Below are 14977 nucleotides of genomic sequence, written 5' to 3' on the forward strand. Positions count from 1 at the left end.
ATGTTCGATCTTAAAAACAGCTTAAAAAAACAGAGCGGAAAAATCTCTCAACCTCTACTGATTGGTTTGGTCATCGGCGCAACCGTACTACTCAGTATTTTCTTGATCTTGTCGGGTAAGAATAAATCTGAAACATCAGATGAACATGCAGAGGAAGAAGGCGCAGAGGAACATGGAAGTGAAGAAGGCAAAGAGGAACATGGCGGTGAAACCGAAGAGCATGCAGAAGGCGTGAGCCTGACGGCCAAGCAACTGGTTGAACAAGGCATACAGTTATCAGCAGTCGATCAAGGTCCGGTGGTTAAATTAAGTTCTTATCCAGCAAAACTTAACGTGAATACCGACCAGCAAGCGCATGTCTCTCCGAGTTTTAGTGGTCATGTCGAAAATGTCTATGTAGAACTCGGCCAAAAAGTTCAGAAAGGACAGTCTTTGGCCACGTTGCTTGTTCCTGATTTAGTCGATCAGCAGGCCAATCTAAAAATTGAACAAACCAACCTTGAACTGGCGAAACAGGACTTCGAGCGTGAGCGTCAGCTGTGGTCACAGGGTATTTCAGCAAAACAGGACTATCAACGTGCTTACAACAGCTATAAACGGGCGCAAATTCAGGTCCAATCGGCCCAATCACGTTTAAGTGCGTTTGGTGCTGTGAATACCAGTAACGGGCGCTATATTTTGAAAGCCCCCATTTCCGGCGTGATCAGTAAAAAGGATTTGGTGCTCGGAGAAAATGTTCAGTTAGCCGATCAGCTCTTTACTATAGACCGGTTAGATCAGCTCTGGCTTGAGTTTATTGTTCCAAATTCTGAAATTATGGGTTTAGCCCCGAATCAAAAGATCGAATTTAAATCCTTGCAAACTGAAAAGGTCTATCAGGCAGTTATCCAGACTTTAAATACTGAAGCGGATACTCAAACGGGTCGTCTTCAGGTTCGAGCAAAAGTTGAATCGAATGCAACCGAATTACGTCCAAACTTGATGGTAAACGTACTGCTGCAACAAAAGAGTGAAAGTACCGCATTACGGGTGCTTAAGTCAGCAGTTCAGAATATCGATGGAAAGGATGTGGTTTTTGTCGCCACTCAACATGGACAGAAAGTTGAATTCAGTCCGCAGCCGGTGAAATTAGGTCAGTCATCTGGGGAGAGCCAGTGGATTGAAGTGGTAAATGGGCTTAATCAGGGACAAAAATATGCCGCTCAAGGTAGTTTCTTACTGAAATCTGAAATGGAAAAAGGAGAGGCTTCACATGGGCACTGAAAATTCTCAAATATCTAATAATGAGTCAATAAAGCCTGAAGGACTGTTTGATCGACTGATCCAGTTTTCAATTCATAATGCCATCTGGGTCATGCTGTTTATTGTGGCCTGGATTGGCGTAGGCATTTACAGCTATCAAAAGCTGCCGATTGATGCCGTGCCTGATATCACCAATACACAAGTACAGATCAACACTTCTGCCAATGGCTTTACTGCTTTGGAGATGGAACAGCGGATTACCTATCCTATCGAGAATGCCATGTCAGGCATGCCGAATATGGAACAAACCCGCTCTATTTCACGCTATGGTTTATCGCAAGTGACCATCATTTTTGAAGATGGCACGGATATTTACTGGGCCAGACAGCTCATCAACCAGCGCTTGCAAGAAGCAATGGGAGAAATGCCTGAAGATGTGCAACCTACCATGTCGCCTATTTCGACAGGTTTAGGTGAAATTTATCAATGGGTGATTAAAGCCGAACCAAATGCTAAAAAACCGGATGGAACCGCTTATTCTGCGATGGATTTACGTGAAATTCAGGATTGGATTGTAAGGCCGCAATTACAGCGTGTAAAAGGCGTTGCGGAGATCAACAGTATCGGTGGCTTTAATAAAACCTATGTGGTTGCCCCTGATCTGAACCGATTACAACAATTGCAAATTCCTTTGACTGATTTACAAACCGCCTTAACAGAAAATAATGAAAACCGTGGTGCTGGCTATATTGAGAAAAATGGACAACAGCTAACGGTTCGTGTTCCTGGCACTTTAAACACGATTGAAGATATCCAGAACATCAGTATTGCCAATAAAAACGGCTATCCGATTCGGGTGGCAGATGTCGCCAATGTCTCAATTGGTCATGACTTGAGAACAGGGGCTGCAACCTATAATGGTGAAGAAACTGTATTGGGTATTGCCATGATGATGATGGGAGAAAATAGCCGTACCGTTGCTCAAGCCATTGATGAAAAGGTGCAATCGATCCAGCAATCGCTACCTAAAGGTGTGGTGATTGAGACTGTGTATGACCGTACGCATTTGGTTGATCGGGCGATCAAAACCGTTCAGAAAAATTTGATTGAGGGTGCAATCCTCGTCATTGTTATTTTATTTCTCTTTCTAGGTAATTTCCGTGCTGCGCTGATCACGGCTTGCGTTATTCCACTCTCAATGTTGTTTACCTTGACGGGAATGGCAGAGCAGAAGATTAGTGCAAATCTGATGAGTTTAGGGGCACTGGACTTCGGTATTATTATTGATGGTGCAGTGGTTATTGTAGAAAACTGTATCCGTCGGCTAGCAGAAGCTCAGAAGCTGAAAGGTGGTTTACTTAGCCGTTCTGAAAGATTTAAAGAAGTCTTCTTGGCTGCAAAACAGGCGCGTCGTCCTCTGATTTTTGGACAGTTAATTATTTTGGTGGTTTATCTACCTATCTTTACCCTGACGGGTGTAGAAGCCAAACTTTTCCATCCTATGGCAATGACTGTTGTACTGGCTTTAATTGGGGCCATGATTTTATCTGTCACTTTTGTGCCAGCCGCAGTTGCCCTATTTGTCACTGGAGAAGTCAAGGAAACCGAAAGTCGCTGGATGCATTGGCTTAAAACCAAATATGAACTGCTTTTAGATAAAGCCTATGAGCTTCGTTTATTTATGACTATTGTGGCTGCCTGTATTTTAGTGCTTACGGGTGTGCTAGCCACTCAAACAGGTAGCGAGTTTGCACCTCAACTGGGTGAAGGTGATTTTGCTGTTCAGCAAATGCGTTCCCCAAGTACAGGGTTAGAACAGTCACTGAGAATGCAGGAAAATACTGAAAAGTTACTGTTGAAAGAATTTCCTGAAATTAAAGCAATCTTTGCCCGTACCGGTACAGCAGAAGTGGCCACAGATGTTATGCCACCCAACATTTCAGATGGCGTGGTACTGTTAAAACCTCATGATGAATGGCCTGATCCAAAACAAACGATTGATGAGCTTCGCCAAAGAATGATTACTTTCTTAGCGACATTGCCGGGAAATAACAGTGAGTTCTCGCAACCCATTGAACTGCGCTTTAACGAGTTAATTTCAGGGGTGCGAAGTGATGTGGGTGTCAAATTATTTGGTGATGACATGGAGATTCTAAATCGCGAAGCGAATAAAATTTCTCAAAAAATTAACTCAATTTCAGGCGCGACAGCCGTTAATGTAGAACAGACCAGTGGCTTACCCTTGTTGAATGTAGAGGTGGATAAGTCCAGAGCTGCACAATATGGCTTGTCGGTAAGAGCAATTCAGGATCTGGTAGCTACAAGTGTCGGTGGCCAGAATGTTGGAACCATTTTACAGGGAGACAAGCGTTTTGATTTTGTCATCCGTCTAGATGAATCCCAGCGTAGTCCTGAACAGTTAGCGGTACTTCCTATTCAATTGCCGAATGGTGGTTTAGTCCAACTGCAAGATGTGGCACGCGTTGAAAATATCCTGGGTATTAATCAGGTCAGCCGTGAAAATGGTAAACGTCGAGTGGTTATTACTGCAAATGTAGAAGGACGTGATTTAGGCTCATTCGTAACAGAGCTTCAGAGCACGTTATCCAAACAGGAATTACCAAGCGGTTATTGGATAGATTATGGCGGTCAATTTCAAAATCTGATGTCTGCAAAAGCGCGTATGCAATTGGTGGTTCCGCTCGCATTGTTGACGATCTTTATTTTATTGATGGCTGTATTCCATAATATCAAAGAAAGCTTACTGGTCTTTAGTGGTGTACCGTTTGCCTTATGTGGAGGCTTAATCGCGTTGTGGTTGCGTGACATTCCATTATCCATGTCAGCAGGGGTTGGCTTCATTGCACTATCGGGGGTGGCTGTACTGAATGGCTTAGTCATGCTCACCTTTATCAAAGAGTTGCGACAACAATATGACCTTTATTATGCAACGTGGCAGGGTGCAATTTTGCGTCTTAGACCTGTGCTGATGACCGCTTGTGTGGCGTCCCTTGGGTTTGTCCCGATGGCTTTGGCAACCGGAACTGGGGCAGAAGTACAGAGACCTTTAGCAACAGTGGTTATTGGAGGAATTATCTCCTCTACCCTGCTTACATTGGTTTTATTGCCCGTACTGTACCGCTGGATGAATGAAAAGAAAGTTTCTTAATCCAATAGATTAGTCGATTTACAGCAGAGATATTGGCTGTTATCCAATATCTCTGCTCATCATAAATAGAATAAGGAAAATATTTTATGTCAGAACATCATGATCATAGCCATGCGGTTGTTACTGAAGAAAATAGTAAGAAGTTAATGGTTGCCTTAGGTTTAACGACTACTTTTTTAATAGTAGAAGTTGTCGCTGCTTTTATTACCCAAAGTTTGGCTTTGTTATCTGATGCAGCTCATATGTTTACTGATGTAGCCGCTTTAGCTATTGCTCTTGCCGCTATCAAAATTGGTAAAAAAGCCGCAGATGATAAAAGAACTTTTGGCTATCAGCGATTTGAAATTTTAGCGGCTCTGTTTAATGCGGTGATGCTTTTTGTGGTAGCAATATATATTGTATATGAAGCTTATCAACGTTTTACGAACCCTGCTGAAATTCAAAGTGTTGAAATGATGATTGTCGCGGTCATTGGTTTGGTCGTAAATTTGATTTCAATGAAAATCCTTTCTGCTAGTGCTGAAGGAAGTCTAAATATAAAAGGTGCATATTTAGAAGTTCTTAGTGATGCTCTAGGATCGATAGGCGTGATTATCGGAGGAATAGTTATTTATTTTACCCAGTGGATGTGGGTTGATACCGTAATCGCTGTGTTAATTGGCTTCTGGGTCTTACCTCGAACTTGGATTTTATTAAAACAAAGTATTAATATTCTGCTTGAAGGAGTTCCTGATGAGATTGATATTGAGTCGTTAAGAAATGATTTATTGAAGCTAGAGGGCGTTGAAGGGATTCATCAGTTGAAAGTCTGGGCTATATCCTCAAAAAATATTCATTTAACTGCTCATTTGGTTGCTCCGAATAGCAATACAGATCAACTCTATCAAAAGGCCTTAGAAGTTCTAAAACATAATCATAATATTACTGAAATTACGTTACAAATAGAAAGTAAGGAATGTAATACATTGGAACAGCATAAACATTAAAGTGCTGCTCTTTCTACATAATGGACAGATGACTAGGCTGATAAACCTTACCATTTTCCTGTATTACACTTCTATTTATCACACGCACTTTAAACACCATCCTGAGACATTTTAAAATTACAAGAATGTAATTTATGAGTCCTCTGGGTGTTAATTCTTTAAAGTTAGAATATCTAACAAGTATTAAATGAGAGTAAATAAACATGCTATTCAAAAATAAATTTTGTACTAAATTACTGTTAATTAGTGCATTCTTTAGTATCGCAAGTTTTAGTTATGCAGATGGCGGCTTGTTATTTCTTGAAAAGAATTTAAAAGCTTCTAAAGTTGAAAATTCTAAACAAAAACAAGTTAAAAATAATGAATCAAATGAATCAAATGAATCAAATGAATCAAATGAATAGTTGGGTTGCATAAATAAATCAATTAGACTTATTCATTCAGCAATATAATTCCTGAATGAATAAGTTTATAACTAAAACCGGCTTTGTTGCATAAACATTCAAAAGCTGAGTTTTCCCCAATCCATTCAAATTTAAGTGACAACTTGGGTGTGAGGTCTACCTAATTCCGTAAATCTATTCAGAACTGCCACACGCGCATGAACTTCATTGACCTGACTTTGAAAATGTCTTGCCGTCAGCTTATCTCCTAATAATTTGATGCAATGCATCTTGGTTTCCACCAAACTGCGACGGTGATAGCCCGACCATTTTTTCCATAGGGTTCTGCCTAAATGCTTAACCGTTTGAAGTAACTCATTTCGTTCTATTGAACTGATTTTAGAATCTTTCCAGGGCTTGGCATTCTTCCTGGGTGGAATTACGGCACTGTTGCAAATAACCACGAATGGTAAGCTGAAGGGCACTGTTGCAAATAACCACGAATGGTAAGCTGAAGACTGTTTTAGCTAAAGGTGCAGCATATGAATCCTTTCCATGGTCGGCATTTTCAGGGCGAAATCATTCTTTGGGCTGTGCGCTGGTATTGTAAATATGGCATTAGCTATCGTGAACTGCAGGAAATGCTGGCCGAACGGGGTGTGAATGTTGATCACACGACTATTTACCGTTGGGTTCAACGTTATGCTCCTGAAATAGAAAAACGTTTACGCTGGTATTGGCGTAATCCTACAGATCTGAGCTCGTGGCATATTGATGAAACCTATGTAAAAGTGAATGGACGATGGTCTTATCTGTATCGTGCAGTCGATCAACGTGGCGATACCATTGATTTTTATCTTTCTTCTAGACGTAATACCAAATCAGCATATTGTTTTCTTGGAAAAATTTTAAATAATGTGAAGAAGTGGCAAATTCCACAAGTGATCAACACGGATAAAGCACCCACATATGGACGTGCTTTATCACGGTTAAAACGGGAAGGTAAATGTCCACCAGACCTTGAGCACAGGCAGATTAAGTATAAAAATAACGTGATTGAATGTGATCATGGCAAGCTAAAGCGGATCATCAGGGCCACATTAGGATTCAAATCTATGAAGACGGCTTATGCCACAATTAAAGGTATTGAAGTCATGCGTGCACTACGTAAAGGACAAGCATCGTCATTTTATTATGGTCAGCCTCAGGGTGAAGTGTGTCTAATCAACAGGGTTTTCGGTCTCTAAGTACTTTTTAAAGGGAACATCATCGACTCAAATCTCTATTTGCAACAGTGCCGATCACAGTACAATTTATCGTTGGGTTCAGCGTTATGCTCCAGAAATGGAAAAACGGTTACGCTGGTATTGGCGTAATCCTACAGATTTACATTCATGGCATATGGATGAGACTTATATCAAAGTGAAGGGGCGATGGACTTACCTGTATCGTGCAGTTGATCAACGGGGTCATACGATTGACTTTTACCTTTCCGCTAGACGGAACAGTAAATCAGCCTATAGTTTTCTAGGAAAGATCTTCAATACGGTGAAAAAATGGCAAATTCCACGGGTCATCAATACAGATAAAGCAGCGACCTATGGCCATGCTTTATCACGATTAAAGCGAGAAGGAAAATGTCCAGTAGATATTGAGCACAGGCAGATTAAGTATAAAAATAATGTCATTGAATGTGATCATGGTAAGTTAAAGCGAATCATCAGGGCCACATTAGGATTCAAATCTATGAAGACGGCTTATGCCACAATTAAAGGTATTGAAGTCATGCGTGCACTACGTAAAGGACAAGCATCGTCATTTTATTATGGTCAGCCTCAGGGTGAAGTGTGTCTAATCAACAGGGTTTTCGGTCTCTATAGTCAAACTACTTTATTATTCATACAGGATTCGAAAAAAACTTGAAATAACTCATCGACTGAGTCGATCAACCATTCTTTACGCTTACGTTTAACCCATGCCCACATCTGTTCTATAGGATTTAAATCAGGGCTGTATGCAGGAAGCCAAAGAATTTTATGCCCTTGTTGTTCCAATAACTCCTGAATATCTGCTCTTTTATGAAATGCTGCATTATCCATAACCACTACACTATTTTCAGGTAATGCTGGTATGAGGAATTGCTCTATCCAAAAATGAAAAACATCTGAATTGATTTTGCAGTCAAATAAACCGACTGAAAATAACTTACCCTCATGGATTGCTCCAATGGCATTGGTCTGATTCTTTAATTGCCAATTATATTGCCCTAAACAAGGTACTCCTTTTCGTGAGTAGCCATGAGGTCTGTAATCATGTGACTTAAAACCACTTTCATCCACATAAATAATCGGGTGGTTTGTTTCTAATTCATTCACTTGCTGAATAAATTTATCCCTAAGCTTTGTATCTGCTTTAGGATGGCTTAACGTCTTTTTTTAACTGTAATATTTAAGCGCTTTAATGCAGCACCAATAGATGAAACACCACAATTAAAACGTGCAGCACGTTCATATTGATAAGCATCAGGATACTTTTCAACATCTTCACGTAAAGCATCATCGTTAATTTTAGAAGGTTTCCGTACACGAGTTTTTTTAATCTCTATACGTTTCTTCCATTCAACAATGGTATTTTTATTAATTTCAAATTGTGCAGCTACCGCTCGAATAGAATAACCTTCCTCAAGTTTAGCTAAAATTTTACGTCTAAAATGTTCTGAATAACTCATTGCACCATTGTATTGGTTTTATAATGATTTGACTATAAGCACTTTTTAAAGGGAACATCATCGACTCAAATCTCTATTTGCAACAGTGCCGTAAATTTGAGAATGAATCTGTACGTACAGACTCATTCCCTATCTATAAAGATATTAGAAATAGCTACATAGAGTTTATTTCTAGTTTATTCAAATTAGTCGTTCAAATTAGGCGTTACTACGGATGAACAATAATTTTTACAGCAGACTCATTATTATGAATCAATGTTTCAAAGCCTTTAGAAACAAGATCATCTAATGCAATCCGTTGGGTAATAAAAGGTTCTAGATTAATCTTACCTTGCTCAACCAAACGGATAGTTTCCTGATGATCATTTACATAAGCAATCGTGCCACGAATATCTAGCTCTTTCATCACCACACTATGCACATTAATTGTGGCAGGATGGCTCCAAATAGAAACGATAACGACTACACCAGTTGGTTTCATTGCTGCAACGAGTGTATCCATGACTTTATTGACACTACTACATTCAAAAGCGACATCTACACCGCGGTCTTCTGTAATTTTCATTACCTCAGCAACTACATCAACCTTAGATGGGTCTAGTACATAATCGGCAACACCCGCTTCTATCGCTTTTTCTTTACGTTTTGCACTCAGTTCAGTAATGATGACCGTGAGACCTTTAGCCTTTAAAATAGCAGATAAAAGTAAGCCTATTGGGCCTGCTCCACCAACCAGTGCGATATCGCCAGCTTTTGCGCCACTTCTGACATAGGCATGATGACCGACAGATAAAGGTTCTATCAATGCTGCTTGGTCTAAAGGAATATCATTTGAAATAGGATGTACCCAACGCCGCTGAACTGCAATTTTTTCAGAAAGACCACCACCGCGTCCGCCTAAACCAATAAAGTTCATATTTTTTGATAAATGATACTTATCATTGGGGCCAGTCGGCACATCGTCAGCAATGATGTAGGGTTCAACTACGACATGTTGCCCAATTTGGATATCATCTACACCCTCTCCAACTGCATAAACCACGCCTGAAAATTCATGTCCCATTGTTACAGGTGCAGATTCTCCCGAAATTGGGTGTGGGTGACCACAAGGTGGAATAAAAATAGGACCTTCCATGAATTCATGTAAATCTGTACCGCAAATACCACACCACGCAACTTGAATTCCAACTGTGCCTGGAAGTACTTTCGGTTCAGGGATATCTTCAATTCGAATATCCCCTCGGTCATAAAAACGAGCTGCTTTCATTTTATATTCCTTATATTGATGTTAACGGTAAACCATTCTAGACGTAATACCAAATCAGCATATTGTTTTCTTGGAAAAATTTTAAATAATGTGAAGAAGTGGCAAATTCCACAAGTAATCAACACGGATAAAGCACCCACATATGGACGTGCTTTATCACGGTTAAAACGGGAAGGTAAATGTCCACCAGACCTTGAGCACAGGCAGATTAAGTATAAAAACAACGTGATTGAATGTGATCATGGCAAGCTAAAGCGGATCATCAGGGCCACATTAGGATTCAAATCTATGAAGACGGCTTATGCCACAATTAAAGGTATTGAGGTCATGCGTGCACTACGTAAAGGACAAGCATCGTCATTTTATTATGGTCAGCCTCAGGGTGAAGTGTGTCTAATCAACAGGGTTTTCGGTCTCTAAGTACTTTTTAAAGGGAACATCATCGACTCAAATCTCTATTTGCAACAGTGCCCGATGGACTGCATCTACTCGTAGACTCTACAGGCATGAAGTTTCTAGGTGAGGGCGAATGGAAACGCAAGAAACATGGAGCTGAATATCGTCGCCAATAATGACGTATAAAGTTTTATCTAATTTTTCTTTTTATCCAATTTAAAATTAGGTGCGTACACCGCCTCAACTTTCAATAAAGTATAAAAGGTGTTTGTGTAGGCAATACCCTTACTTTTGATAAGCCAAAAGAAAGCAAAAGCCTTTGTTACCCATACATAACATCCCTATTATGATGGATAACGTGTGGCATCCCTGCCACACTCGTGTATCCAAACGTTGCTTAAATTAAACTATGTAATAGTGGCGACATAAAGGTGCTCTTATCGCTATATATTAAAAACTTAGTGGAACACTGTTTCTAAAGCTTTTAAACCCACTTTGGGATCAAGTAGACCGTTGTAAATTTCAGGGATTTCACGTTCCACCCCAAAAAATTCATAAATGGCAAGCATCGCCCCACGAACTGAATATTCCACAGTAAAGACCACGTCATCTTCAATTTCCACAAACTGTCCAAGGAAAGCAAAGTTTTGTGAGCCTTGTGGAATTACCTGTGGACGATCCCCCGGTTTACGGCAGGCGAATAGGGCAGAGGCGTATGGCATCATGGCTGTGGTAACATCCGTCGTTGCCAAAACATGATCTAAAATGTCGTCAAAACCGAGCTGTTTAATCAGTTCTGTTAGGATTTCTTGCCCCGTGGCTTCGGACATTGGTTTTTTGATGTAATCGCCTATATGGTCAATTTGGAAACCGTAGCCCCATAAGGTATATAAACCTTCAGGTAAGTCGGCAAAGTGTGGCTGTGCAGGAACCACTATGGATAAATGCCAACCCGACTCATACCAAGTCATGAGTGCGCCTGTGCCTGGTTCATTGCCTGTATAGTCAATAATACGTTTAAGTAGCACGTCATCTTTCATGGTCAGAGTGAAAGACTCCCACTTATGTTCATCGACATTGCCATAAAAAGTCATTGGACGGCCAAAGTCTGGGGCTTTTTGTGCCAGCGTTTCCCAAAGCGTCCAGCCATGATCTTCTCGATGACGAATAAGGGCAGGCACGTCATGATTACCGCCATAACGTGAGTCTGCTGTAATAGAGCCTAAAGTGAAAATAGCTAAATCATTGGCTTTCAGATTAATTTGCTCTGAGCCTTCAGGCAATTGTACATATAGGCGTGAAGCGTAGCGTTCTTGAGTTTCAGCATTGGTAATGAAGTCTGCATCTGTGACATAGTGTCCAAAACGCACATCGACGCCTTGTGCGACTAACCAACGCTGTAGGGGCAGAATCATCGAGTCATATTGGTTGTACTTGGTACGTTTCACACCCGCTAAGGTATGAATGCGTGGCAATTCTTGAATAAAACGCAAGAAATAGCGTCTTAACTCTGCTGCACTGTGCCATTTTTGAAAAGCGAAAGTCGTGCGCCACATGCGCCAGAAATTGGTTTCAAAAAAGGTTTCATCAAAAAACTCATCAATGCGGCGACTGCCAATTTTTTCTTCTTTTGAAGCTAATAGGCGCAGCATCTGTGCACGATGTAGCGTATTCAGACCAAGCTTTGCTGCATCCGCAATGACATGTTCGGCATCAATCAACCGTGCATTGGCGTGGGTTTTCACTTTTTCATTAAACTCACGACATTCTTCACGCACCGAAATGTCTGGATTTTCCAAAGATGGAATACTGGAAAATAAGTCCCATAGGCACAAATAAGTTTCATCGGTCAGCATTCGCCCACCACGTGTTACCCAAGCTTGCGCGGCATGCGGTGTATGTCCACCATCCATCGAACCACCTGAAATATCGAGTTCTTCTAATATATGGATATTTTTGGCAGGGACTTTGGCATCACGGATTGCAAATGCAGCAGCAGCCATACCTGCGATACCACCACCAATAATCCAAAGATGGGACTGTTGTGCGTCTAATGGGGTGCGCTTCTTCTTATGCATGGTTCACCTTTAATAATGATGTTAAAAACTATGAAGTATAAAATGTGATTTAGAAAAACCTTAAAAATAGTATGACTTTTTATATATGAAAAATGTATGAAATGGGAAGCAATTTACTCATTATATTTTGTAATCAAAAAAATGTAAGTAATGGTTATTTTTCTCTGTACACGACAAAAATAGATAACTCATTGAAATAATGTCACAATAATTGTTTTCTAACGACGAATACTATGACACATCTCAATGAGTTATATCTTATCTTAAACAAATCTCTAAAATGGAACAAGTCACATTTAAAGTGCTTTGCGCTCATCATGCTTGTGATTATTTTAAAGCAAACATGTAATCTTTCTTCTGCATCTAAAGCCTTGCCCATCAAGTGTTTACCACAATCATTTTATCGACGTATGCAGCGCTTCTTTGCAGGTCAGTATTTTGATTATCGTCAAATTTCTCAGTTGATTTTCAATATGTTTTCATTCGACCAAGTGCAACTGACTTTAGATAGAACCAATTGGAAATGGGGAAAACGAAATATTAATATCCTGATGCTCGCAATCGTTTATCGTGGAATAGCGATACCTATCCTTTGGACATTGCTTAATAAACGTGGAAATTCAGATACGAAAGAGCGTATTGCTTTGATTCAACGCTTTATAGCCATTTTTGGTAAAGACCGTATTGTGAATGTGTTCGCAGACAGAGAGTTTATCGGTGAGCAGTGGTTTACATGGTTAATTGAACAAGACATCAACTTCTGCATTCGTGTTAAAAAAACTTCATTGTCACCAATCATTTAGGAAAGAATCATAAAATTAGTGATTTATTTCGCCATCTTAAAGTTGGTCAAATTGAATGTCGTAAACGACGGATTTTGGTTGGTCGGGTGAAACTATATATAAGTGCACTACAGTTAGAAAATGGAGAGCTTTTACTCGTCGTTTCTCCTCAGTTTAATGCCAATGCTATTCAGGATTATGCATTACGCTGGGAAATTGAAACCTTATTCAGTTGTCTCAAAGGACGCGGGTTTAATCTTGAAAATACGCGCTTGACAGACCCTAGACGAGTGAAAAAATTGATTGCGGTGTTAGCTATAAGCTTCTGTTGGTGTTACTTAACGGGTGAATGGCAACATAATCAAAAAAAAGCGATAAAAATAAAGAAGCATGGACGACTCTCAATGAGTTTATTTCGCTATGGTTTAGACTATGTTCAAATGGCGATTCAGCGTTTAATTGGTTTTGGGAAAAAAGAAGAGTTTAAGGAAATTTTGGCAATTTTAAGAAAGCAGAATCCTGATAGGATAAGGGTTCTGTGAAATTTGTCGTGTACAGAGGTTATTTTTAATACACATTTGTATTTTTTTTAAAATAAAATATGATTTAAGTAATTGATTTTATTATTTTATAGAGTAATCACTCTATTTTGATCATATTTGTTTGTGTCTGAAGAATGTGTTTGAAACTAGGCTTTCTATTGATCATTAAAAGATATAATTGAATAATAGATCTCTCTTTCATAAATCAAAAAACGAGCACCTTTTTGATTGATATTTGTACTCTAATTTTCTTAGCATTCGTGCATAATCTGCGGATGAAATACATTGATTCAAAGAAGCTTTCTGAAACACAGTTTAAGCGATATACAGGCATCTCATGGTCAACCTTTTATTTAAATGGTTGAGCAATTGCAGAAGCATGTTCCAGCTAAAGGCAGACCACCCAAGTGGCACTGTTGCAAATAACCACGAATGGTAAGTTGAAGACTGTTTTAGCTAAAGGTGCAGCATATGAATCCTTTCCATGGTCGGCATTTTCAGGGCGAAATCATTCTTTGGGCTGTGCGCTGGTATTGTAAATATGGCATTAGCTATCGTGAACTGCAGGAAATGCTGGCCGAACGGGGTGTGAATGTTGATCACACGACTATTTACCGTTGGGTTCAACGTTATGCTCCTGAAATAGAAAAACGTTTACGCTGGTATTGGCGTAATCCTACAGATCTGAGCTCGTGGCATATTGATGAAACCTATGTAAAAGTGAATGGACGATGGTCTTATCTGTATCGTGCAGTCGATCAACGTGGCGATACCATTGATTTTTATCTTTCTTCTAGACGTAATACCAAATCAGCATATTGTTTTCTTGGAAAAATTTTAAATAATGTGAAGAAGTGGCAAATTCCACAAGTGATCAACACGGATAAAGCACCCACATATGGACGTGCTTTATCACGGTTAAAACGGGAAGGTAAATGTCCACCAGACCTTGAGCACAGGCAGATTAAGTATAAAAATAACGTGATTGAATGTGATCATGGCAAGCTAAAGCGGATCATCAGGGCCACATTAGGATTCAAATCTATGAAGACGGCTTATGCCACAATTAAAGGTATTGAAGTCATGCGTGCACTACGTAAAGGACAAGCATCGTCATTTTATTATGGTCAGCCTCAGGGTGAAGTGTGTCTAATCAACAGGGTTTTCGGTCTCTAAGTACTTTTTAAAGGGAACATCATCGACTCAAATCTCTATTTGCAACAGTGCCTAATTAAATCCCTTACAATTCAAATTTTTCAGCAACGACTTATCTTTGTTAAAATAGTATTAATTTATTTTTTTTAGGACAAACCTTAACAAAATTACAAATTTGTAATTTGGTTGTCATTTAGGTGTATATATCTAGGAATTAGTATATGAAGAAATTATTTTTTGGTCCAAGAT

Annotated in this window: 11 protein-coding genes and 4 pseudogenes; 10 read left to right on the top strand and 5 right to left on the bottom strand. The window is 39.7% G+C overall.

The features are described from left to right. The 4 genes from G0028_RS20080 to G0028_RS20095 all read left to right on the top strand — a co-directional run bounded on the left by G0028_RS20080 (position 1) and on the right by G0028_RS20095 (position 5801). Positions 1-1263 carry an efflux RND transporter periplasmic adaptor subunit gene (locus tag G0028_RS20080; RefSeq protein WP_071851559.1) on the top strand — a complete coding sequence of 421 codons (1263 nt, stop codon included), beginning with the start codon at positions 1-3 and terminating at the stop codon, positions 1261-1263. After that, complete coding sequence (locus tag G0028_RS20085; RefSeq protein WP_180047830.1) at positions 1253-4411, top strand: efflux RND transporter permease subunit; 3159 nt, start codon at positions 1253-1255, stop codon at positions 4409-4411. The genes G0028_RS20080 and G0028_RS20085 overlap by 11 nt, the downstream gene beginning before the upstream one ends. A gap of 86 nt (positions 4412-4497) precedes the next feature. Then, positions 4498-5397 (top strand): cation diffusion facilitator family transporter, encoded by a 900-nt coding sequence (locus tag G0028_RS20090; RefSeq protein ID WP_004733183.1) that lies wholly within the window; start codon positions 4498-4500, stop codon positions 5395-5397. 203 nt (positions 5398-5600) lie between these two features. Further along, entirely contained in the window at positions 5601-5801 is a 201-nt protein-coding gene (locus G0028_RS20095) for a hypothetical protein (protein WP_004665980.1), read from the top strand. A gap of 131 nt (positions 5802-5932) precedes the next feature. Here the strand turns inward: G0028_RS20095 and G0028_RS20100 are convergent. Continuing rightward, positions 5933-6226: pseudogene (locus G0028_RS20100) on the bottom strand (IS5/IS1182 family transposase); the annotation flags it as partial. 96 nt (positions 6227-6322) lie between these two features. Between G0028_RS20100 and G0028_RS20105 the strand changes: the two are divergent. Beyond that, positions 6323-7027 (top strand): IS6-like element IS1006 family transposase, encoded by a 705-nt coding sequence (locus tag G0028_RS20105; RefSeq protein WP_001067784.1) that lies wholly within the window; start codon positions 6323-6325, stop codon positions 7025-7027. A 46-nt stretch (positions 7028-7073) separates the two neighbouring features. Further along, a pseudogene (locus G0028_RS20110) lies at positions 7074-7703 on the top strand (IS6 family transposase); the annotation flags it as partial. Here G0028_RS20110 and G0028_RS20115 read toward each other — a convergent pair. The 3 genes from G0028_RS20115 to G0028_RS20125 form a co-directional block, all read right to left on the bottom strand. Continuing rightward, the gene (locus tag G0028_RS20115; RefSeq protein ID WP_004785793.1) at positions 7661-8155 is read right to left on the bottom strand and encodes an IS630 family transposase; all 495 of its coding nucleotides are present in this window, start codon (positions 8153-8155) and stop codon (positions 7661-7663) included. The pseudogene G0028_RS20110 and the gene G0028_RS20115 overlap by 43 nt on opposite strands. Positions 8156-8202: 47 nt before the next feature. Further along, a complete protein-coding gene (locus G0028_RS20120) occupies positions 8203-8508 on the bottom strand; it encodes an IS630 transposase-related protein (RefSeq protein WP_000122230.1) in 306 nt (101 codons plus the stop codon). A gap of 208 nt (positions 8509-8716) precedes the next feature. Further along, the gene (locus G0028_RS20125; protein WP_004281883.1) at positions 8717-9775 is read right to left on the bottom strand and encodes a 2,3-butanediol dehydrogenase; all 1059 of its coding nucleotides are present in this window, start codon (positions 9773-9775) and stop codon (positions 8717-8719) included. 36 nt (positions 9776-9811) lie between these two features. On the opposite strand from G0028_RS20125, the pseudogene G0028_RS20130 reads away from it, so the two are divergent. Both G0028_RS20130 and G0028_RS20135 read left to right on the top strand, forming a co-directional pair. Further along, positions 9812-10195 (top strand): annotated as a pseudogene (locus tag G0028_RS20130) (IS6-like element IS1006 family transposase); the annotation flags it as partial. 53 nt (positions 10196-10248) lie between these two features. Beyond that, positions 10249-10344: pseudogene (locus G0028_RS20135) on the top strand (IS5/IS1182 family transposase); the annotation flags it as partial. A gap of 285 nt (positions 10345-10629) precedes the next feature. Here the strand turns inward: G0028_RS20135 and G0028_RS20140 are convergent. Continuing rightward, positions 10630-12249 carry an oleate hydratase gene (locus tag G0028_RS20140; protein ID WP_109267733.1) on the bottom strand — a complete coding sequence of 540 codons (1620 nt, stop codon included), beginning with the start codon at positions 12247-12249 and terminating at the stop codon, positions 10630-10632. Positions 12250-12482: 233 nt separating this feature from the next. Here G0028_RS20140 and G0028_RS20145 point away from each other — a divergent pair. Continuing rightward, positions 12483-13573, top strand: a protein-coding gene (locus G0028_RS20145) for an IS4-like element ISAba1 family transposase (RefSeq protein WP_085940648.1) whose coding sequence is annotated in 2 segments (ribosomal slippage) — positions 12483-13023 and positions 13023-13573 — 1092 coding nt in all. Because the reading frame shifts where the segments join, the coding sequence is not laid out codon by codon here. A 471-nt stretch (positions 13574-14044) separates the two neighbouring features. Further along, positions 14045-14749, top strand: a complete 705-nt coding sequence (locus tag G0028_RS20150) for an IS6-like element IS1006 family transposase (protein ID WP_001067784.1) — start codon at positions 14045-14047, stop codon at positions 14747-14749. Positions 14750-14977: the final 228 nt, after the last annotated feature.

The organism is Acinetobacter piscicola (assembly GCF_015218165.1).
Classification (GTDB): domain Bacteria; phylum Pseudomonadota; class Gammaproteobacteria; order Pseudomonadales; family Moraxellaceae; genus Acinetobacter; species Acinetobacter piscicola_A.

What these genes read in the sequence shown, in the direction of transcription:
- G0028_RS20080 (WP_071851559.1), top strand. Translation starts at nt 1, where the DNA reads ATGTTCGATCTTAAAAACAGCTTAAAAAAACAGAGCGGAAAAATCTCT.
- G0028_RS20085 (WP_180047830.1), top strand. Translation starts at nt 1,253, where the DNA reads ATGGGCACTGAAAATTCTCAAATATCTAATAATGAGTCAATAAAGCCT.
- G0028_RS20090 (WP_004733183.1), top strand. Translation starts at nt 4,498, where the DNA reads ATGTCAGAACATCATGATCATAGCCATGCGGTTGTTACTGAAGAAAAT.
- G0028_RS20095 (WP_004665980.1), top strand. Translation starts at nt 5,601, where the DNA reads ATGCTATTCAAAAATAAATTTTGTACTAAATTACTGTTAATTAGTGCA.
- G0028_RS20105 (WP_001067784.1), top strand. Translation starts at nt 6,323, where the DNA reads ATGAATCCTTTCCATGGTCGGCATTTTCAGGGCGAAATCATTCTTTGG.
- G0028_RS20120 (WP_000122230.1), bottom strand. Translation starts at nt 8,508, where the DNA reads ATGAGTTATTCAGAACATTTTAGACGTAAAATTTTAGCTAAACTTGAG.
- G0028_RS20125 (WP_004281883.1), bottom strand. Translation starts at nt 9,775, where the DNA reads ATGAAAGCAGCTCGTTTTTATGACCGAGGGGATATTCGAATTGAAGAT.
- G0028_RS20140 (WP_109267733.1), bottom strand. Translation starts at nt 12,249, where the DNA reads ATGCATAAGAAGAAGCGCACCCCATTAGACGCACAACAGTCCCATCTT.
- G0028_RS20150 (WP_001067784.1), top strand. Translation starts at nt 14,045, where the DNA reads ATGAATCCTTTCCATGGTCGGCATTTTCAGGGCGAAATCATTCTTTGG.